Here is a 19,787-nt window from a genome sequence, read left to right as displayed (position 1 = left end):
CAATGAACGAATCCATGATGGACCGCGTTCCGCCGCATAATAATGAAGCCGAACAATCGGTTATTGGCGCAGTTTTCCTTGAACCGCAAGCTCTAATAACAGCATCTGAAATTGTTATTGCAGATGATTTCTATCATATTGCACACCAAAAGATTTTCCAAACGATGCTGAATTTAAGCGATCAGGGGAAAGCGATTGATGTTGTAACTGTTACAGAAGAATTATCAGCGAAAAAAGAGCTAGAGGATATCGGTGGCTTAAGCTATATTACGGAGCTGGCAAATGCAGTACCGACTGCTGCCAATATTGCACATTACGCAAAGATTGTAGAAGAAAAGGCGATTTTACGTCGCCTTATCCGCGTCGCTTCTAAGATTGCGGATGATGGATATACGCGTGAAGATGAAGTAGAAGTGCTCTTAGCTGAAGCTGAGAAAAAAATGCTTGAAGTTTCAAACAGGAAAAATGCGGGCGACTTTAAGCATGTTAAAGATGTATTAGTTCAGACCTTCGATAATATTGAACAGCTCCAATCACGTGCCGGAGACGTGACAGGTATTCCAACCGGTTTCCGTGACTTAGATAAAATGACAGCTGGTTTCCAACGCAATGATTTAATTATCGTGGCTGCCCGTCCTTCGGTAGGTAAAACAGCCTTTGCACTGAATGTAGCACAAAGTGTTGCGGTAAAGGCGCGTGAAAATGTCGCGATTTTCTCTCTAGAGATGGGTGCCGACCAACTTGTCATGCGTATGTTATGTGCAGAAGGCAATATCGATGCACAACGCCTTCGTACAGGGGATTTACAAAATGAGGACTGGGGCAAGCTGACGATGGCGATGGGAAGTTTATCGAATTCGGGAATTTATATTGATGATTCACCAGGTGTTCGTATGGCGGATATTCGTGCCAAGTGCCGACGATTGGCAAAAGAAAACGGTTTAGGCATGATTTTAATTGATTACTTACAACTAATTTTAGGTAGCGGTAAACCGGGCGAAAACCGTCAGCAAGAAGTATCGGAAATTTCTCGTTCATTAAAAGGATTAGCCCGGGAATTAAAAGTACCGGTTATTGCCCTATCACAGCTATCACGTGGTGTAGAGCAACGTCAGGATAAGCGTCCTATGATGAGTGACTTGCGTGAATCAGGTTCCATTGAGCAAGATGCGGATATTGTTGCGTTTTTATACCGTGATGATTATTACGATAAAGAATCCGAAAGTAAAGATATTATCGAAATCATTATCGCGAAGCAACGTAATGGTCCAACAGGTACAGTGAGTTTAGCATTCCGTAAAGAATACAATAAATTTTTAAATTTAGAGTTTACCCCTCCTCCACGTGAGGAATGACCATTAAAACACGAACGTTTAACATGCTTGTCATGTGTATGTTCGTGTTTTTTATTGACTTTTGTGTTTCAGAATTGTTAAAATGTTCATGCTTCATCATTAAGGAATTAAAAGTAAATTTTATTAAAATGAATAGGATACTTATACTTCTTAAGGATTCAATTCGTCGGAGGTGCTCGTATATGACAGCAGTAGTTGTAGTAGGTACACAATGGGGAGACGAAGGAAAAGGTAAAATTACAGACTTCCTTTCTAAAAAGGCAGATGCAATAGCTCGTTTTGCAGGTGGCGATAATGCAGGTCATACAATAAAAATTGGGGAAGAAACGTATAAGCTTCACCTAATTCCATCTGGGATATTTTATTCTGATAAATTGTCGGTAATCGGCAATGGTGTTGTTATCAATCCCAAGTCCATTGTAACTGAGTTAAAAGGTTTACAGGCAAGAGGTATTGATACATCGAATTTGAGAATTTCAAATCGTGCGCATGTAATTTTGCCATACCATATTCATCAAGATATCGTAGAGGAAGCAAGCCGTGGCGATGAGAAAATTGGGACAACGGCAAAAGGAATTGGACCATGCTATCAGGATAAAGTAGCCCGAATCGGCATACGTATTGCCGATTTAATGGATAGACCAACTTTTGAAAAGAAATTACGAGAAAACTTAAATTTAAAAAACCGCTTATTTACGAAATTCTATGAAGTAGAAGGCTTAAATTTTGAAGATATATTTGAAGAGTATTACGCGTATGGACAAGAAATAGCCCAATATGTAACAGATACTTCTAAAGTGCTGAATGATGTAATTGATGAAGGTGGAAAGGTGTTATTTGAAGGGGCACAAGGAATTATGCTTGATGTCGATCAGGGAACATATCCTTTTGTGACATCATCAAATCCTGTTGCGGGAGGTATTGCGATTGGGTCAGGTGTAGGTCCCACTGCAGTAGAACGTGTTGTAGGTGTATGTAAGGCTTATACATCCCGAGTAGGAGATGGTCCATTCCCATCAGAGCTTCACGATGAAATCGGTCATCAAATTCGTGAAGTTGGCCGTGAATATGGTACGACGACAGGTCGTCCACGCCGTGTTGGCTGGTTTGACGCGGTAGTAGTTCGTCATTCGCGCCGTGTTTCAGGGATAACTGACTTGGCATTAAACTCCATCGATGTATTGTCAGGATTAGAAACAGTAAAAATTTGCATAGCGTATGAGTATAATGGAGAGCAAATTACTGAGTACCCAGCCAACCTTGAAATCATTAAACAATGTAAGCCAGTGTATGAAGAGTTACCTGGATGGTCAGAAGATGTAACAAATGTTCGTACAATGGAAGAGTTGCCGGAAAATGCACGTAACTATATTAATCGCATTGTAGAACTTACAGGGATCCCATTAACAACATTCTCAGTTGGTCCATCTCGTGAACAAACGAATATTGTAAATGCTATTTGGCAATAGTAGAAGAACTTCAAAGGGGGTATTAAAAGTCGTAAGGCTTTTAATACTCTTTTTCTATTTAATAGGCAAATAGAAAATATACAAACAAGAACAATTAAAGGCAATCACTCTATCAATTAGAATGTAACAATTTTTTAGATAATAATACAATTTCATTACAAAAATAATGAAGTAGTTCATTTGGAATGAGAAATATGGTACAGTAGCAAAGTGTGTTTTAACACTTGAAGATAAATAGAAGCACTAAATATTATAGATTAGACATAGTTGGAAGGGGCTTTATCATGAGTTCAAAAGGAAACAAGTTAGACTTAGGCAATTTAAAACAAAGTCTAATGAATCGTCATAATGGAAAATTAAAAATTACTGCAATTTTTGCGTTACTCGTTTCTACGGTGACATTCAATCTAGGTTTCGCGAATGAAACAGATAAAGAACAATTCGCTAAAATTTACCACGTTTATGTAGCTGATACATATGTTGGATCTGTTGCAGATGAAGCAACAGTAGAAGAAGTTGTACTAAATAAAGAACTAGAAGCTAGCAAGAAGTATGATAATTTAAAGGTCGATGCTAGTAGCGAACTTAAGATTATTCCAGAGCAAGTATTTACAGTAGATGCAAATGAAGAAGAAACGATAAAAAACCTTCAAGAAGCATTGACAGTTCAAGCACAAGTTTATTCCCTACAAGTAGAAGATACAGTCGTTGCTTCATTGAAGGACAAAGCGGATTTTGAAGCTGTAATTGATGGATTAAAGCTTCGCTATATTACTCAATATCAATTGAATAAATTGAAAAACAATTCAACTAGTGATTCTTTACCCGAATTAAAAAAAGATGAAACCCGTCTAATTGATGTTGCACTGTCAGCTCCAATTACAGGACAGGAAGATTTAGCAAAGCCAGATGAAATTGTTTCTGTATCAGAGGCGATCCAGTTATTACAAACAGGTTCAGTACAGCAAGAAACCTATACAGTAAAACCAGGAGATATGTTGGGCTCTATAGCATCTGCACATGATTTAACAATAGCACAATTATTATCTTTAAACCCTTCTCTTACAGAAAATACATTACTGCAGATTGGTCAAGAGCTAAATGTTACGATAGAAAAACCATTCGTTAATGTTAAGGCCGTTTATGAGAAGAAAAAAATCGAGGAAATTGATTTCGCTAAAGTTGTTGAAGAAGATCCAACAATGTTAAAAGGTGAAAAAATTGTTAAGCAAGAAGGCAAAAAAGGTAAGAAAGAAGTTTCTTATTTAATTACAGAAGAAAATGGCGTCCGAACAGAGCGACGTCAATCTGTGGAAAATGTATTAATAGAACCTGAAAATCGTATAGTAATCGTAGGAACGAAGGTAATTCCTTCTATTGGAACAGGAACCTTCGCTTGGCCAGCAGTTGGAGGTTATGTTTCAAGTAATATGGGACATCGTTGGGGACGCTATCATTATGGAATCGATATTGCGCGACCATCCAATTATACGATTAAAGCTTCAGATAATGGGGTTATTAAAACAGCTGGAAGTCATTCAACATATGGGAACTATGTTGTAATCGACCATAATAATGGCTTTGAATCACTATACGCACACTTATCAAGTATTGAAGTATCAGTTGGACAAGTAGTAGAACAAGGATCTGCTCTTGGACAAATGGGGTCCACAGGTCGTTCAACGGGAACTCATCTGCATTTCGAAATTCATAAAAATGGTTCTGAAGTAAATCCATTATCATATTTAAATTAATTTAGGGAGGTGTGTTAAAAGCTTTGACTTTTAGCACACTTTTTTCAATTATTACAGCACTTTCAGAGAATAGAACTAAAATACGGAAAAAATTTAAAAATATTTCCTGGAAAATAATTTATGGAAAACATCTGTATAATGCATCAAATCGCAAACCGTGATAGAGTAATGATAGTAAAAATAAACATTACTTTTCATTTTATATAGAATTTATTTAGGAAAGAGGTATATAGATGATTGATAAAACAATTTTAGTTGTAGATGATGAGAAACCAATTGCAGATATTTTGCAGTTTAATTTAATTAAAGAAGGCTATCGTGTAATTTGTGCGTACGATGGAGACGAGGCTCTACAAAGAGTAGAAGAAGAGCAGCCAGATTTAATGTTATTGGATATAATGCTTCCAAAGCGTGATGGAATGGAAGTATGTCGTGAAGTCCGTAAAAAATATGATTTTCCTATTATTATGCTAACGGCAAAAGGCTCGGAGATTGATAAGGTGTTAGGTCTTGAAATGGGAGCAGATGATTATGTAACGAAGCCATTTAGTACGCGGGAGCTAATCGCCCGTGTGAAGGCAAATATGCGCCGATTAAATGTACCTGCTCAAGTAGAGGAAGCGCAAGCTGAATCAAATGATATTGTTGTAGGTTCATTGACAATTCAGCCTGATGCATACTTAGTTTTAAAGCGTGATGAATCAATAGAGCTAACGCATCGTGAATTTGAATTATTGCACTATTTAGCAAAACATATCGGTCAAGTAATGACGCGTGAACACTTGCTACAAACTGTATGGGGTTACGATTACTTTGGTGATGTACGTACAGTAGACGTAACAATTCGCCGTCTAAGAGAAAAAATAGAAGATAATCCGAGTCATCCATTATGGATTGTAACAAGACGGGGAGTCGGCTATTACTTACGAAATCCTGAACAGGAGTAGACTACATGCAAAAAGTAAGCTTTTTCAAATCGATTCATGTAAAGCTTGTATTAATCTATGTACTTTTAATAATTATTGCTCTTCAAATTATTGGGATCTATTTTTCTAAGCAGCTTGAGACGAATTTAAAAACGAATTTCCAAGATTCCATCCGTCAAAGAATTGAGCTTGTTCACTACAGTATCCGCGAAGAAATGATTAAAGAAGTGGATGATATGGCACCTTCAATAGAGTTGAGATTAAAAACGATTTTACAGGAAGTCTCTACCGAGGATATTAACAAAATTATTGTTGTTAATAATCGCAGTCGTATTCTAGCTATTTCGGACGCTAATAATCAGGCGCTTGTGGGGCAACGGGCAAATGAAGATAATATAAGTAAAGCGATGTCCGCCGAAACGTTATGGGATAGTATTTCGCTGGACCGTGATACAGGGCAGCGAGTCTGGCTGCTTGCATTCCCCATAACCGATACAGTGGGACCAAATGGGGAAGTAAGAGGTGCTATATATGTCGAATCTAATATTGAAAAAGTATATGAACAACTAAATGAAATAAACCGTATTTTTGCTGCTGGTATTGCAATGTCTCTGGCTATTACAATCATTTTAGGAATACTTGTTGCACGAACGATTACAAGACCCATTTCCGATATGCGAAAACAGGCGCAAGCGATGTCAAAAGGAAATTATTCCCGAAAAGTACGTGTATACGGAACAGATGAGATTGGTCAATTAGCGATTGCTTTTAACCATTTGACTAATCGCCTACAAGAAGCACAGTCTACGACAGAAGCTGAACGTCGGAAATTGGCAAGTGTTCTTAGTAATATGACAGATGGGGTTATTGCAACAGATCGCAAAGGGAAAATTATATTAATTAATGAGCCTGCTCTGGATTTACTTCATGATACACGGGAATCTACTTTAAACCGTCCAATTGCTTCTGTTTTAAGATTGGATCAGGAATATAGTTTTGAAGATTTAATTCATATGAAAGAGCCTGTAAATCTTGATTTTAGCATGAGTGATGCACCGTATATTTTACGAGCCAACTTCTCTGTTATTCAAAAAGAAACGGGCTTTGTGAATGGCTTAATTACCGTATTGCATGATATTACTGAGCAGGAGAAAATTGATCTGGAACGGCGGGAATTCGTAGCGAACGTATCACATGAGCTACGGACACCACTTACAACAATGCGAAGCTATTTAGAAGCATTGGCAGAAGGAGCTTGGCGTGATGAAAATATTGCCCCAACGTTTTTAAATGTTACACAAACAGAAACTGAGCGTATGATTCGTTTAGTAAATGATTTATTACAGCTTTCTAAAATGGATAGCCAAGAGTATGAATTGAATTTAGGATTTGTAGAGTTTAATAAGTTTTTCACACAAATTATTGATCGCTTTGAAATGTCGAAGTCACAAAATGTAGAGTTTATCCGTTTACTTCCAGAGAAAAGTTATTTTGTAGATATTGATACCGATAAGCTGACACAGGTAATCGATAATATTATTTCAAATGCATTGAAATATTCTCCAGACGGTGGTTATATCCGTTTCGGGTTTACTGTACATGATAATATGCTTCGCGTCATGATTTCGGATGACGGGATGGGAATTCCAAAGGAAAATGTAGCACGGATTTTTGATCGCTTCTATCGTGTAGACCGAGCACGTGCACGATCGATGGGCGGAACTGGTTTAGGACTTGCAATTGCGCGTGAAATGATTGAAGCACATGGCGGGAAAATTTGGGCAGAAAGTGAGGAAGGACAAGGTACTACGATATTCTTCACTTTGCCATACGAATTGGATGAAGCGGGGGATTGGGAATGAAATATGTTGAACAAGTAAAATCAATTTTATTAACATTCCTCGTTTTGCTCAGTATTATCTTTACGCTTCTTATTTGGAACTACAAGCCCGACTATGGGTTAATAGAAGAAACACAGATTGAGGAAGTTATGGTCGGTCAACAAAAGGAATTGAATGATGTATTAAAGCCTTATCGACTGCTGTACCGGCAAAATGACGAATTTTTCGGTACGGTATCTCCAAGTGTTTTAAATGAACTCTACAGCTATTTACGAACTTGGGAAACGAGTGAGCTTGATTTAATTAATACCAATCTATCTGATGAAAAAATGAATGGAATTATAAGAACAAATAATCGTGTCACGATGTTTTTCAATGAGGAGTTACCGTTACAGGTTTTTTCAAATGTTGTATCGTTTAATGATAAGGCTATACCGGGAGCAAGCTTTACTCGCCTAATTTTGGACTGGTCAACATTAGAAACGAACAATCAGTTACAACTGCTCTTTTTGAATACAGAAAAACGGATATTATATAGAACATATGCAGATATAGTAAATACAGACAAGTTTTTGACAGAAGTAATTGAGCCTGCTAAAGATTATAGTCCATATGTAGAAATAGAACGAGATTCATTACGCTCATTGTATGTCTCAAAAAATCCGATTCAATCGACACGCTATACGTATTTAATACAGGAGATTTCCCCAAATTTATTTAAATCAATTGTTTTTACACAACCGAAAATTGTACAGCGAAATATTGAAAGTGAATATTCGGATAGGTATACAGATGATACATCATTAATGACGGTGGATACTAAGAATCGCATTCTTAATTATGTGTACCCGCCTGCAGAAAGTATTGTGCCCATTCCATCATCGAAATTACTTAAAGATAGCTTTGATTATATAAATGATCATGGTGGATTTACAGGAGACTATCGATTCTCTTCGATGAATATAGAAAAGCATATAACGGAATATCAACTGTTTTTACATGGATTGCCGATTTATAGTAATATGACGACAACCCCAACCCGCATTATAACAACATGGGGTGAAAATCGCATTTTCCGCTATCGACGTCCTTATTATTCTATCGCAACAGAAGGCGAAGTCTATAGAGAACAGAAAGAATTGGTATCTGGTGAGGAAGTAATCGAGTATATTCGAAATACGGATGACTCATTTAAAGATATTGATGAAGTTGTTGTTGGCTATTATTTCGCGCAAGATGAAGCGTTCATTTTAGAACCTAGTTGGTTTACCATTTCGAACAATGAGTGGACACACATATCACCCGAGCGTACAGGGGGGATTATAGATGGATTGGAGTAGAACGAAATCTATTTTTATATGGGTGTTTTTAATATTGAATCTCTTTTTATATACGCAATATCTAGAAAGCTATAACGAAGGTCAACTAATTGAGGTTTTAGGAGAAACGACGAAAAAAATTGAAGCGCGTTTGAAAGAAGATAATATTACGTATATAGCACTTCCAAATAACAATGAAAGTGCAGCTTACTATTCTGGGCAAATCAAAAAATTCTCACCGGCAGAAATACCGTATTCCGCAAATCAATTTACACAAATTGAAAATGAAAATAAGCTAATTGTGACGATGGAAAAGCCAGTTAAGCTTCAGGAAAACGGTGGCAGGAATCCATTTCTTGAATTTCTTTACAATAATGTACAAGAAGGCGACTCCTATGTATTATGGAATGTTGATGAAGAAAAAAGAGAGGCTACATTTTTCCAGAAGGTAAATAACTTAACACTGTATTACAATGTACGTGGTTATGTAAAAATTTACTGGGATGATGAAAATCGTGTGTATGCGTATGAGCAAACAATGCTGGAAAAACATGAGAAGTTAGATAAACAACAAAATTTACTAACGGCAATACAAGTTTTGCAGATCTTAGATAATAAAAATTTATTAAAACCAGATTCTCAAATTTTAGAGATGAATATTGGCTATTCCACAATTGTCCAATTAACACAAACTCAGGTTTTTGCGCCTACTTGGGAAGTACGTGTGAAGCTAAAAGATGGACAAGAAGAAATACATTTTGTAAATGCAGTACAAGGAAAGATTGTGGAATTACAAAATGATTTATCCGAAATCGTCGAAGAGACAGAGGATTTGGAAGAGTAGGGAGTTTTAACAATGCGATTTAGCGTTTTAGCAAGTGGCAGTACAGGGAACGCAGTCTACGTAGAAAATGATGAACATTCATTTTTGATTGATGTAGGCTTAAGCGGAAAAAAAATGGAGCAACTGTTTGCTAATATAGATCGTGATATGAAAAGTTTATCAGGTATTTTAGTAACGCATGAGCATAGTGACCATATTAAAGGTCTTGGAGTCATTGCACGTAAATACAATATACCGGTATATGCTAATGCAAAAACATGGACTGCAATGGATGGTTTAGTTGGTACAATTCCAACAGATTTATGCTTCGATTTTGATATGGAAACAATAAAAACTTTTGGCAGTCTTGATATTCAATCGTTTGCCGTGTCACATGATGCTGCGGATCCAATGTTCTATACATTCCATGATAATGGCCGTAAACTTGTTGTCATTACTGATACGGGCTATGTAAGTGACCGTATGAAAGGATATATTGCAGCAGCAGATGCCTATGTATTTGAAAGTAATCATGACGTGAGTATGCTGCAAATGGGTAAATACCCTTGGAACATTAAACGACGTATCTTATCTGATGTCGGTCACGTTTCGAATGAGGATGCTGCTGTAGCAATGGCAGATGTTGTTGCGGAAAAACAGACTCAGATTTATTTAGCCCACTTAAGTAAAGACAATAATATGAAAGATTTAGCTCGTATGAGTGTCGAACAAACATTACAGTCTTGTGGCATTATAACGGGAGAATATTTGCACTTACATGATACTGATGCAAATGAACCTACCAAGCTTGTGATGGTATAAATATGAGTAAAGAGGTGTGTTGAAAGTGAATACTTTCAGCACACCTTTTTTTAATGGAACTTTGCAATTTTTTAAGGAGGTTTTATGCAATTTTCATCTAATTTTAATGTTAAATGTGTATGCTATGAGTAAGAAAAGTAATGAAAGGATGAATACGATGGGATATTTTCCTGACGATGAAAAAAAAGAAGTCCAAAATAATCATATTTCAGAGCTTGAAGCTCGTTTAAAAAGAGAAGAGGAAGAAAGACAGCAACGTCTAAAAAATAAAAGAAATAAAAGTGGCAGTAAATTTGGCTACTTTATATCGGGACTGAGCGGTGTTGTTGTCGGTGCTTTATTATTATGGCTCCTCTTACCTTCTCTTGCTAATCAGTTGCCAGGTTCAAATGAAATAAACTCCATTTCAAATGAATCATCCGGTTCAACAATTAATCAAACTGCAACTGAAGTAACGACCGATGTTACAAATGCAGTTGAAAAAGTATCGAGTGCTGTAGTAGGGATAACAAATATCCAAAAAGTTGCACCAAACTTCTGGAACCAAAGCACCGGCACAGCTCAAGCTGTGGGTAGTGGTTCAGGAGTTGTTTATAAAGTAGAAGAGAAATTTGCATTTATTGTTACGAATCACCATGTTGTAGATGGTGCAGAGCAAATTGAAGTAACATTGGAAGATGGCGAAAAAGTTGAAGCTCAGCTTGTAGGGGCGGATATTTGGACAGACCTGGCGATTATTTCTATTCCGAGTGAAGGAATTGAAACAGTGGCGCAATTTGGTGATTCCGATGTATTAAAACAAGGTGAGACAGTTATTGCAATCGGAAATCCATTAGGCTTAGAATTTTATGGCTCGGTAACAACAGGTGTTATTTCAGGGAAGGATCGTTCTGTACCAGTCGATCTAAATGAAGATGGTGTAGAAGACTGGTCTACTGAAGTTTTACAAACAGATGCAGCGATTAACCAAGGTAACTCCGGCGGTGCTCTAATTAATATCGCGGGAGATTTAATAGGAATAAATTCGATGAAAATTGCACAATCTTCTGTAGAAGGTTTAGGGTTCGCAATTCCGATTAATTCGGCACTACCTATTATCGAACAATTAGAGAAGCACGGGGAAGTTCAACGCCCGACTATGGGTATTTCATTGGTAGATTTAACTGAAGTACCTGCTTATTATCAGCAACAAACATTACAATTGCCAGAAGAAGTGAAGAATGGGGTTGTCATTTCACAAGTTGTGCGCGGTTCTGCTGCGGATAAAGCGGGCTTACAGCAATATGATGTCATAGTTGAGATGGATGGACAAACAATTGAAAATTCAATTGAGCTGCGAAAGCACTTATATAACGAGAAAACAATTGGGGATACATTGCAGATTAAAGTGTACCGTGAAGGAAAAATTGTTGAAGCACAATTAGAATTGGTAGAAAATGCACAATTATAAATTGTGGATAACTAAAAATTAGAATTATTTTATACACAATGGGTAGAGAAGAAAAGGCTTTTCTTTTCTACCCAATTTTTGTTTGTTACAATGGATTGTGGATAACATTTAAAAATTGTGAATAAGTTTCTAGAAATTTCAGAAAAGAAAGAAGGATTGAATATGAAAAAATTTAGCTGTGAAACCCATATAGATCACGCTTTAGATATGCTTGTAGCAGAGACCGAACAATTTCCAACGATGGATTTTTTAACAGAAGATGAAAAGTTATCAACAACTTGTTCTTATTGTGAAGAGCAAGCAACATATATAGTATCAAGTAAATAACTTTACACAATATATAGGTTTTTGTTGTGGATATGTGCATAACTTTTGTGGATAACTTGTTTGTAAATGGAGTGTAAAGGTGGATAAGCTGTGAATATAACAATCATTTCAGTTGGTAAATTAAAAGAAAAGTATTTGAAGATGGGTATCGAAGAATATGTAAAGCGCTTAGGCGGATATGCAAAGGTGGACTTAGTAGAGGTACCAGATGAAAAGGCACCAGAACAGTTGAGCGAAGCTGATATGGAAATCGTCAAACGTAAAGAAGGTGAGCGCATCCTTGCGAAAATTAATGAGGGGACATATGTTATTGCGCTCGCTTTAGATGGCAAAATGAAAACTAGTGAAGAAATGGCCGCTGATTTAGAATCCCTCATGACATATGGAAAAAGTAAAGTGGCTTTTGTCATTGGAGGATCGTTAGGACTTCACTCCGATGTACTGAAACGGGCGGATGAAAAGTTGTGCTTTGGGAAGATGACGTTACCTCATCAATTGATGAAGCTAGTATTAGTAGAACAGATTTATCGAAGTTTCAGAATTATTAAGGGTGAACCGTACCATAAATAAGTGCAGTTTTTAAGAAAGTCATCAAAGCATTGAAAAATGAATGTTTTGATGGCTTTTTTTCATCAAAAATTTCCACCTCTAAAAATTAGAAAAATCCACCTTCGCAAAGTAAAAATTTCAAAGGTAATACATTGGCGATTAACGAAACAAAGGTTGTGCTTTAAGTAAGTATGGATCTATAAAATGGCCATCTGAGATGATGTTTATTCAGTATTTCAGGTGTAGTAGTATTACTCATCTTATTAAATAGTTGTAGCTAGCCGTAACGGAGGCTAGCGCTTTTTATTTCAACATTCAGTTTTAACAGAGCTAATGTCTAAAAATTTTGCGATTTGTTAGAATATGTTATTTATCCATCACATCTACTTTCATATCACATTACGCTACGAATGATAACATTAATGTTATGCTCCGTTGGTAGATTTACTATCAAAGTAGTGTTTATAATTAATTATGAGAGGATGAAAAGTATGATTAATTTGAATTTATGCTCGTTGAGAAAACGTCGTAATCTAACTCAAGAGCAATTAGCCCAAGAAATAAATGTTTCACGTCAAGTAATTGCAAAATGGGAAAAAGGCGAATCGACACCAGATTTACACCATAGTATGAATATTGCCAATTTCTTCGGAGTAACCTTAGATGCATTAGTAAACCATAACTCAGAAGAAACGGGTGTAGATATTCCACCGAAAGGCCAGCATTTTTTTGGGACAGCAACAGTAGGGGAACGCGGCCAAATTGTAATTCCGAAAAAAGCCCGTGAAATTTTTCAAATTAACCCAGGTGATTCAGTCGTTATTATAGGAGATGAGGATCGTGGGTTGGCGTTAGCACCTGAAAAAATGATTCAACAGTTTTTAGATATGGTGAAAGCTCAGCAAAAAGAGGAGGAATAAATTAATGAATGCTGCAATTGAACTTCAAGGTTTATCAAAACGCTTTAAAGAAAAAGTTGCCGTTTCTCCTATGACACTTACGATTAACCAAGGTGAACTATTCGGACTCCTTGGTGTAAATGGCGCTGGTAAAACGACACTTCTAAATATGCTAAGTGGCCTAGCAAAACCGTCTACAGGAGATGCGCTTGTCCTTGGGCATTCGCTTAGTAAAGAGTTACCAAGTATTCGAAAATTACTCGCTGTTTCCCCTCAGGAAACGTCCATTGCACCAAATTTATCTGTACGTGAAAATTTACTATTAATGGCACGCATTCACGGTTTTTCAAAGGAGAAGTCCATTGAAAAAACGGAGGCTTTAATTAGCCAGTTTTCACTACAGCCTTACGAACATCAACGTGGTAAGAATTTATCCGGTGGTTGGCAACGAAAGTTAAGCATTGCAATGGCTCTAATTGCAGATCCTCGAATTTTATTTTTAGATGAACCAACTTTAGGGTTAGATATCATTAGCCGCCGTGAACTTTGGGCAATGATTAATAAACTGAGAGATACGACTACAATTGTACTCACTACGCACTATTTAGAAGAAGCAGAAAGCTTGTGCGATCGCATTTGTATTATGAAGGATGGCGAAATAAAGGCACTTGGTACAGTAGACGAGCTCATTATAACAGCAAGTAAAGAAAACTTTGAGGATGCATTTGTGCATTTCGTAACAGGAGGCGAATTATAATGAGGGCTCTTGTCTTTGCTGGACGTTGTACGAAAGAAATTGTACGCGACCCGATTTCATTATTTTTTGGTATAGCCTTTCCAATCATTTTACTGTTGCTTTTAACTGCGATTAATCGCAATGTTCCAGAAGCACTTTTTAATATTGAACATTTAACACCTGGCATCGCAGTATTTAGCCTTTCTTTTATTGCTTTATTTGCAGCACAAACGTTAGCGAAAGACCGTTCTACTTCCTATTTAATAAGATTGCTAACTACTCCTATGAGAGCAAGTGATTTTATTATTGGTTATACGCTTCCTTTAGGGATAATTGTTGTGCTTCAAAGTATTACTTGTTTTATAACAGCTTACTTTTTAGGTTTGGAACTATCTTTCAACCATGTATTTGCATTTATAGCCTTACTAATTACATCTACTATTTTCATAGCAATCGGACTATTATGCGGCACCTTATTTAGCGAAAAGGCAGCAGTAGGCTTATGTGGAGCTTTGTTAACGAACTTGACAGCACTATTATCTGGCGCATGGTTCGATGTATCGTTAATTGGGGGGGCCTTTGAAAAAGTCGCTTATGCTCTACCATTCGTCCACGCTGTTGATTTAGTTCGATCAATTGTAGCAGAAGACTTTAGCGCAATGTTTCCCCATTTATATGTTGTGGTAGTTTATGGAGCTGTCCTTTTTAGTCTTTCGATTTTTATTTTCAAATATAAAATTCAGCAAAATTAATAGTTAATCAAACTTACGTTACTTAAACGTAGGTTTTTTTATTTAAATTAACAGCTCTGTTAATTTAAATTATTGAAATAAGAGAGGAAATGACAAGTATTTTATTATTTGAAAAAAAATATCGGTGTTGCCTTAGTCGTGACCTAAATAGCAAATTGTTGTAGGACCATTAAAATGCAAACAGCCTGTTTCCTCTAGAGAACTAAGAAAGTTCAGGTCCATTAGAATCCCAAACCTTTTTTTCGATGTGAGAAAAGCTTTAGTCCAAGTTCTAAGTCGAATCGGACTAAAGCTTCTCTTATATGCCTCTGTGCTTTGTCACTTCTTGTGGAGGATTATTATGAATCACTTGGTTAAACTCTTTGGAATACTCTTCACGATGATTAATATCTTTTTTCGGCTTTTTTCTTTTTGTAAAACTTGTTTTACTCTTCTTAGCCATCAATCATTCACCTCCATTTTATAAGTCAAAACTATGCGACAGAGTCAAATTTAATTTGTTCAGAACGGCTAATTTTATTCTTTATTTTTAAAGGTTATTAGATTTAAAAAATAACTGTAAGTTACTAATTATGCACACAACAAAGAATGCTACTTGAATGGCTGGCATGGCAGCTTACCAGGTAGCATTAATCCTTTTTTTAGTGAATTTAAGAGGGATTAAGGATAAATAATAATTGCACTTAAACTAGGAAAGGTGAACCGTATCATAAATAAGTGTAGTTTTTAAAAGAACCATCTAAGACGTTGATTTGTCATCGTTTCAGGTGGTTTTCATATTGTCAATAGTTACTTAGTTACTTGTCTTAAGTAATCTTTTTATTTTTTTTGAGCCAATTGTCTAGGAGTTTTTTACTTCATATTCGTTTTATCCGGATCATTTCCAACATATATTAGAAAACGTTGAGATTATAGGAGGTGTTTAGTTGCTGCTGTTCTTTATTTTATTTACTATTTGCTGCCTTACCTATGCACTAATAAAAAAACGTTTTATTGCACTTAGCTTTCCTGTAGCTGCACTAGTTATTTTAATGATAGTCAAAGTACTGTTGGTCCCGCTTCCTTTAATGGAAACGCTTCAATTCATTTTTGATCTGAAATAAATTTATGAAGAAAGGTGGTCCGAATGAAAAAGGTTGATCAAAAAGTTGCTGATGCTTATTTCCGTGAGAAAAATAGGTACATGCTAGTTTATTTTGCTATTTGGTTTCTTGTGTCTTATGTCGTGGTAGCGTTTGCAGACTCATTGACTGAAATTCAATTTTTAGGATTCCCATTCCACTATTTTATGGGAGCAATTGGAGCATTGTTTACCTTCATTGTTTTACTGTTTGTAAATGCGATTGTCGGTGACAAAATTGATAAAAAGTATGGGATTGATGATGAACGCAATAAAGAAATAGGCGCAAAAAATATGATAGATCACTAATGGAAGGGGGCTGAATAATGGATAGTCAATTTTTAGTGTCACTGGTGATTATATTAAGTACATTCGCTTTATATATTTGGATAGCAGTATTTAATACTGCAAAGCAAACATCTGATTTCTATGTTGCTGGCCGTGGAGTTCCTCCTATTTTTAATGGGATGGCAATCGGAGCAGACTGGATGAGTGCCGCGTCCTTTATCGGAATGGCCGGTACGATCATGCTACTTGGCTATGATGGATTAGCTTATATTATGGGATGGACTGGTGGGTATTTATTTTTAACGATATTACTTGCACCACAGCTTCGTAAATTCGGGCGCTTTACTGTACCTGAATTTATTGGAGACCGATTTAATAGTAAGGCAGCACTAATAATAGCGGCTATATGTACAATAATAATAAGCTTCACGTATTCCATTGGACAGCTATCAGGTTCTGGTGTAGTAATCGGACGCCTTTTTGAAATTGATGCAAAAATAGGAACAATGATTGGCGTTGTGTTAATTGCGTTTTATGCAGCATTTGGTGGGATGAAAGGTATTACTTGGACACAAGTAGCACAATACATTATTTTAATTATTGCTTACTTAGTACCAGTTATTTTTATGTCATTACAATTAACGAGTAATCCTTTACCGTGGATTTCCTATGGTGAAATTGTAACAAAAATGGGCGAACTTGACCGAGAGCTCGGAATCTCAGAATACTTTGCGCCATTTACAAATGGAACCAAGTGGCAATTTTTAGCGCTCATGTTTACATTAATGTGTGGTACAGCCGGACTTCCCCATGTTATTGTCCGTTTTTATACGGTAGGGACTATGAAGGCAGCGCGTTGGTCAGGTGCATGGGCACTAGTGTTTATCGGACTTTTATATTTTAGTGCACCAGCTTATGCAGCCTTTGCCCGTTTCATTTTAATGACGGAAATCGCTGGTAAAAAGATTGCGGAGTTACCGGCCTGGACTCAATCATGGATTGATACAGGAAAATTAGGGATAGTCGATACGAATGGTGATGGCATTCTTCAGTGGCTTGAACTTAAAATCGCTAATGATATTGTCGTAATGGCTACTCCTGAAATCGCAAATCTAGGTGTATTTGTTATTGGATTAGTGGCTGCAGGTGCAATGGCGGCTGCGTTATCTACTGCTGGTGGCTTGATGATCTCAATTTCCTCGTCGTTTGCACATGATATTTATTATCGGATCATCAATCCTCAAGCCTCTGAACAAAAACGTCTACTTGTAGGTCGTATTTCAATTGTCGTTGCAACATTACTAGCTGGAATTATTGCATTGAACCCACCTGGTGCCATTACACAAATTGTCGCATGGGCATTTGCGCTTGCTACAGGTACTTTCTTCCCTGCACTTGTATTGGGCGTCTGGTGGAAACGAGCGAATGCAAAAGGAACTATGGCTGGTATGCTTGTCGGTTTAACTGTGACACTTGTTTACATTTTTAGTGCGAAGTATGGTGGATTTACGATATTAGGAATTATCGATACAGGTGCTGGTATTTTCGGGGCAATAGCTGCTTTCGCTACTAATATCATTGTGTCACTTTCAACCCGTCCACCTTCACAAGAACTTCAGGATGCAGTTATAAACCTACGTTATCCTGAACAAATGACTTATAAAGATGGTGAAGTTTATTTAAACGATGGCTCATCGAAAGATCAATAAAATCAGAGGGGGGCAGTTCATCACCTTTTGTACAGAATTGCTAGAATTTCAAAATGAGGCTAGGACAGAAGTGGAAATTCCATTAGAATAGTCGAAATCTCTTAATAAGAAACTGATATCTTATGAAATTGATTGGAATGAAGGGGGACTCCTACGGGAATACCGTGAGGCCTGAGATTACAGGCTTAGGCCACACCCGTGAAAAGCGTCTCTGGAATGGAAATCAATTTTATGACAGTAAAAAAACACCATTTTTCTCTTTGAGAAAAATGGTGTTTTTTGGTTTTGCCTAACCTCGTTTTTATAGACTGATTAACTTGGAGATTAGCACCCGGGAATATGTATGTCATTAACCTACTTTATTGATAGCTATAAGAAATTCTTGCGGAAATAAAAAAGGCAGCATCTCACAAGGAGATGCTGCGGTAGAATTCTTTGTTCCTGAAGAACTCTAATGGGTTTGGCACCCAATAATGCTTATTTGGCTATCATAAATTAACATTTTCAGTGTCAACAATTATTAGTAATGTTTCTACTTATTCAATATAGCATAGTAATCTGTGAAATCTTAAATAATTATGTATTCTGTGTATAAGCCTATGCTTTTTAGCCTTTATAGGATTTGAATGGATTTTATGGATATAACTTGCTAAACTCATAAAATTCACCTACCTTAAAAATATGAGATTACTATACATACATCATTAGGGTAAAAGAGTAGGGGGAAATGCTATGAGTAAAAAAGATGAAGCATTAATACAAATTGAGCGAGTATTAGAGGAACTAAAAAAGGGCGATGAAGAAAGTGCAGCTACTGCCGTTGTAGGGCAAAATAGAGGAAACACCAATATTTCAGGAACATTATTTAGGATCCTATTTAAATTTTGGGGATTAAAGATGTTCTTGATTGCATTGCTACTCATAGCCCTCACGTTTGGAAGTACTTGGTTGTTTTTTGGAAGTACATTTAAAAATGAAAGTACAGTGTTTATAGAACAAGTCCAGGAATTAGCAACGCTTGCAACTGCTGAAGCTCATGTAACAGTAACTATTGAGGAAGAGGATAATAAGCTCTTCGGAAATAACATTGCTATCAATTTGCCAGGTACAAAGAGAGAGCTGTTATTAATTGTTCCTGCTACAGTCATTGCAGGAGTGGATCTTAAAGGTATAACTTCAGACGATATAAAGGTGAATGATGATAAAAAAGAGTTAGAAATCGTTCTGCCACGGGCAACGCTTATACATGATCCAGCAATCCAGATGGATCAAGTTAAAACTTTCTCTGACGAAGGACTATTTCGTGGAGAAGTAAAATGGAATGAAGGATTTGACCTTGCAGCAATAGCGCAGAAGGAGATTAAAGATAAGGCTATTGAAATAGGCTTATTAGAATCAGCAGAAAAAAGTGCGGAGAAAGTTCTCAAGGGTTTCTTTAGCAACCTAGGCTATACTGTGAAAATAACGTTTAATTAAAGTGGTACTTCAAATAATGGAACTTCTTAAAACACTTCTTAACAGTCTAATTAATATAATTAGGCTGTTTTTTATTGCGAATAAAAAAGAGTATTTAAAGTGACTTTTCTAAATTTTCTTAGAAAAAATGTTTTTAATATAACAATTACTATTCATTTATGTGTAAAGATGT

The 19,787-nt window shown here is 36.5% G+C and carries 18 protein-coding genes; 17 read left to right on the top strand and 1 reads right to left on the bottom strand.

Annotated elements, in window-relative coordinates:
• Nucleotides 1–2 precede the first annotated feature (2 nt).
• From dnaB to SNE38_RS09950, 14 genes are all read left to right on the top strand, one after another.
• Nucleotides 3–1,355 carry a replicative DNA helicase gene (gene dnaB, locus SNE38_RS10015; protein ID WP_191704162.1) on the top strand — a complete coding sequence of 451 codons (1,353 nt, stop codon included), beginning with the start codon at nucleotides 3–5 and terminating at the stop codon, nucleotides 1,353–1,355.
• A 182-nt stretch (nucleotides 1,356–1,537) separates the two neighbouring features.
• The gene (locus tag SNE38_RS10010) at nucleotides 1,538–2,824 is read left to right on the top strand and encodes an adenylosuccinate synthase (protein WP_336046433.1); all 1,287 of its coding nucleotides are present in this window, start codon (nucleotides 1,538–1,540) and stop codon (nucleotides 2,822–2,824) included.
• 284 nt (nucleotides 2,825–3,108) lie between these two features.
• Entirely contained in the window at nucleotides 3,109–4,578 is a 1,470-nt protein-coding gene (locus SNE38_RS10005; protein WP_336046432.1) for a M23 family metallopeptidase, read from the top strand.
• A gap of 236 nt (nucleotides 4,579–4,814) precedes the next feature.
• The gene (yycF, locus tag SNE38_RS10000) at nucleotides 4,815–5,525 is read left to right on the top strand and encodes a response regulator YycF (protein WP_191704198.1); all 711 of its coding nucleotides are present in this window, start codon (nucleotides 4,815–4,817) and stop codon (nucleotides 5,523–5,525) included.
• Nucleotides 5,526–5,530: 5 nt separating this feature from the next.
• Nucleotides 5,531–7,366: a cell wall metabolism sensor histidine kinase WalK gene (walK, locus tag SNE38_RS09995; protein WP_191704159.1), complete on the top strand. Its 1,836-nt coding sequence runs from the start codon at nucleotides 5,531–5,533 to the stop codon at nucleotides 7,364–7,366.
• Complete coding sequence (locus SNE38_RS09990; protein ID WP_191704158.1) at nucleotides 7,363–8,685, top strand: YycH family regulatory protein; 1,323 nt, start codon at nucleotides 7,363–7,365, stop codon at nucleotides 8,683–8,685. The genes walK and SNE38_RS09990 overlap by 4 nt, the downstream gene beginning before the upstream one ends.
• Nucleotides 8,672–9,508 (top strand): two-component system regulatory protein YycI, encoded by an 837-nt coding sequence (locus SNE38_RS09985; protein WP_191704157.1) that lies wholly within the window; start codon nucleotides 8,672–8,674, stop codon nucleotides 9,506–9,508. The genes SNE38_RS09990 and SNE38_RS09985 overlap by 14 nt, the downstream gene beginning before the upstream one ends.
• 12 nt (nucleotides 9,509–9,520) lie before the next feature.
• Entirely contained in the window at nucleotides 9,521–10,309 is a 789-nt protein-coding gene (locus SNE38_RS09980) for an MBL fold metallo-hydrolase (RefSeq protein ID WP_336046431.1), read from the top strand.
• 157 nt (nucleotides 10,310–10,466) lie between these two features.
• The gene (locus tag SNE38_RS09975; RefSeq protein ID WP_191704155.1) at nucleotides 10,467–11,759 is read left to right on the top strand and encodes a S1C family serine protease; all 1,293 of its coding nucleotides are present in this window, start codon (nucleotides 10,467–10,469) and stop codon (nucleotides 11,757–11,759) included.
• Between the two features lie 162 nt (nucleotides 11,760–11,921).
• Nucleotides 11,922–12,086, top strand: coding sequence for a CxxH/CxxC protein (locus SNE38_RS09970; RefSeq protein WP_191704154.1), 165 nt, complete (start codon nucleotides 11,922–11,924; stop codon nucleotides 12,084–12,086).
• Between the two features lie 90 nt (nucleotides 12,087–12,176).
• Entirely contained in the window at nucleotides 12,177–12,656 is a 480-nt protein-coding gene (rlmH, locus tag SNE38_RS09965) for a 23S rRNA (pseudouridine(1915)-N(3))-methyltransferase RlmH (protein WP_191704153.1), read from the top strand.
• A 494-nt stretch (nucleotides 12,657–13,150) separates the two neighbouring features.
• The gene (locus SNE38_RS09960) at nucleotides 13,151–13,555 is read left to right on the top strand and encodes a helix-turn-helix transcriptional regulator (RefSeq protein WP_336046430.1); all 405 of its coding nucleotides are present in this window, start codon (nucleotides 13,151–13,153) and stop codon (nucleotides 13,553–13,555) included.
• Between the two features lie 4 nt (nucleotides 13,556–13,559).
• Nucleotides 13,560–14,291, top strand: a complete 732-nt coding sequence (locus SNE38_RS09955) for an ABC transporter ATP-binding protein (RefSeq protein ID WP_336046429.1) — start codon at nucleotides 13,560–13,562, stop codon at nucleotides 14,289–14,291.
• Complete coding sequence (locus SNE38_RS09950) at nucleotides 14,291–15,022, top strand: ABC transporter permease (RefSeq protein ID WP_191704150.1); 732 nt, start codon at nucleotides 14,291–14,293, stop codon at nucleotides 15,020–15,022. The genes SNE38_RS09955 and SNE38_RS09950 overlap by 1 nt, the downstream gene beginning before the upstream one ends.
• 298 nt (nucleotides 15,023–15,320) lie before the next feature.
• Here SNE38_RS09950 and SNE38_RS09945 read toward each other — a convergent pair whose 3' ends face one another.
• Entirely contained in the window at nucleotides 15,321–15,464 is a 144-nt protein-coding gene (locus SNE38_RS09945; protein WP_191704149.1) for a hypothetical protein, read from the bottom strand.
• Nucleotides 15,465–16,148: 684 nt separating this feature from the next.
• On the opposite strand from SNE38_RS09945, the gene SNE38_RS09940 reads away from it, so the two are divergent.
• The 3 genes from SNE38_RS09940 to SNE38_RS09930 all read left to right on the top strand — a co-directional run bounded on the left by SNE38_RS09940 (nucleotide 16,149) and on the right by SNE38_RS09930 (nucleotide 19,615).
• A complete protein-coding gene (locus SNE38_RS09940) occupies nucleotides 16,149–16,451 on the top strand; it encodes a DUF4212 domain-containing protein (protein ID WP_191704148.1) in 303 nt (100 codons plus the stop codon).
• 17 nt (nucleotides 16,452–16,468) lie between these two features.
• The gene (locus tag SNE38_RS09935; protein WP_191704147.1) at nucleotides 16,469–18,139 is read left to right on the top strand and encodes a sodium:solute symporter family protein; all 1,671 of its coding nucleotides are present in this window, start codon (nucleotides 16,469–16,471) and stop codon (nucleotides 18,137–18,139) included.
• A 732-nt stretch (nucleotides 18,140–18,871) separates the two neighbouring features.
• Entirely contained in the window at nucleotides 18,872–19,615 is a 744-nt protein-coding gene (locus SNE38_RS09930) for a DUF4230 domain-containing protein (protein ID WP_336046428.1), read from the top strand.
• The last annotated feature ends 172 nt before the right edge of the window (nucleotides 19,616–19,787 follow it).

This window comes from Solibacillus ferritrahens, from assembly GCF_037027585.1.
Taxonomy (GTDB): domain Bacteria; phylum Bacillota; class Bacilli; order Bacillales_A; family Planococcaceae; genus Solibacillus; species Solibacillus ferritrahens.
Note: the sequence above shows the minus strand (reverse complement) of the source record. Positions and strands in the feature narration are given on the sequence as shown.

Excerpts from the sequence above, each read along its gene's own strand:
- dnaB (WP_191704162.1), top strand. The coding sequence starts at position 3 with ATGAACGAATCCATGATGGACCGCGTTCCGCCGCATAATAATGAAGCC.
- SNE38_RS10010 (WP_336046433.1), top strand. The coding sequence starts at position 1,538 with ATGACAGCAGTAGTTGTAGTAGGTACACAATGGGGAGACGAAGGAAAA.
- SNE38_RS10005 (WP_336046432.1), top strand. The coding sequence starts at position 3,109 with ATGAGTTCAAAAGGAAACAAGTTAGACTTAGGCAATTTAAAACAAAGT.
- walK (WP_191704159.1), top strand. The coding sequence starts at position 5,531 with ATGCAAAAAGTAAGCTTTTTCAAATCGATTCATGTAAAGCTTGTATTA.
- SNE38_RS09990 (WP_191704158.1), top strand. The coding sequence starts at position 7,363 with ATGAAATATGTTGAACAAGTAAAATCAATTTTATTAACATTCCTCGTT.
- SNE38_RS09985 (WP_191704157.1), top strand. The coding sequence starts at position 8,672 with ATGGATTGGAGTAGAACGAAATCTATTTTTATATGGGTGTTTTTAATA.
- SNE38_RS09980 (WP_336046431.1), top strand. The coding sequence starts at position 9,521 with ATGCGATTTAGCGTTTTAGCAAGTGGCAGTACAGGGAACGCAGTCTAC.
- SNE38_RS09975 (WP_191704155.1), top strand. The coding sequence starts at position 10,467 with ATGGGATATTTTCCTGACGATGAAAAAAAAGAAGTCCAAAATAATCAT.
- SNE38_RS09970 (WP_191704154.1), top strand. The coding sequence starts at position 11,922 with ATGAAAAAATTTAGCTGTGAAACCCATATAGATCACGCTTTAGATATG.
- SNE38_RS09955 (WP_336046429.1), top strand. The coding sequence starts at position 13,560 with ATGAATGCTGCAATTGAACTTCAAGGTTTATCAAAACGCTTTAAAGAA.
- SNE38_RS09950 (WP_191704150.1), top strand. The coding sequence starts at position 14,291 with ATGAGGGCTCTTGTCTTTGCTGGACGTTGTACGAAAGAAATTGTACGC.
- SNE38_RS09945 (WP_191704149.1), bottom strand. The coding sequence starts at position 15,464 with ATGGCTAAGAAGAGTAAAACAAGTTTTACAAAAAGAAAAAAGCCGAAA.
- SNE38_RS09940 (WP_191704148.1), top strand. The coding sequence starts at position 16,149 with ATGAAAAAGGTTGATCAAAAAGTTGCTGATGCTTATTTCCGTGAGAAA.
- SNE38_RS09935 (WP_191704147.1), top strand. The coding sequence starts at position 16,469 with ATGGATAGTCAATTTTTAGTGTCACTGGTGATTATATTAAGTACATTC.
- SNE38_RS09930 (WP_336046428.1), top strand. The coding sequence starts at position 18,872 with ATGAGTAAAAAAGATGAAGCATTAATACAAATTGAGCGAGTATTAGAG.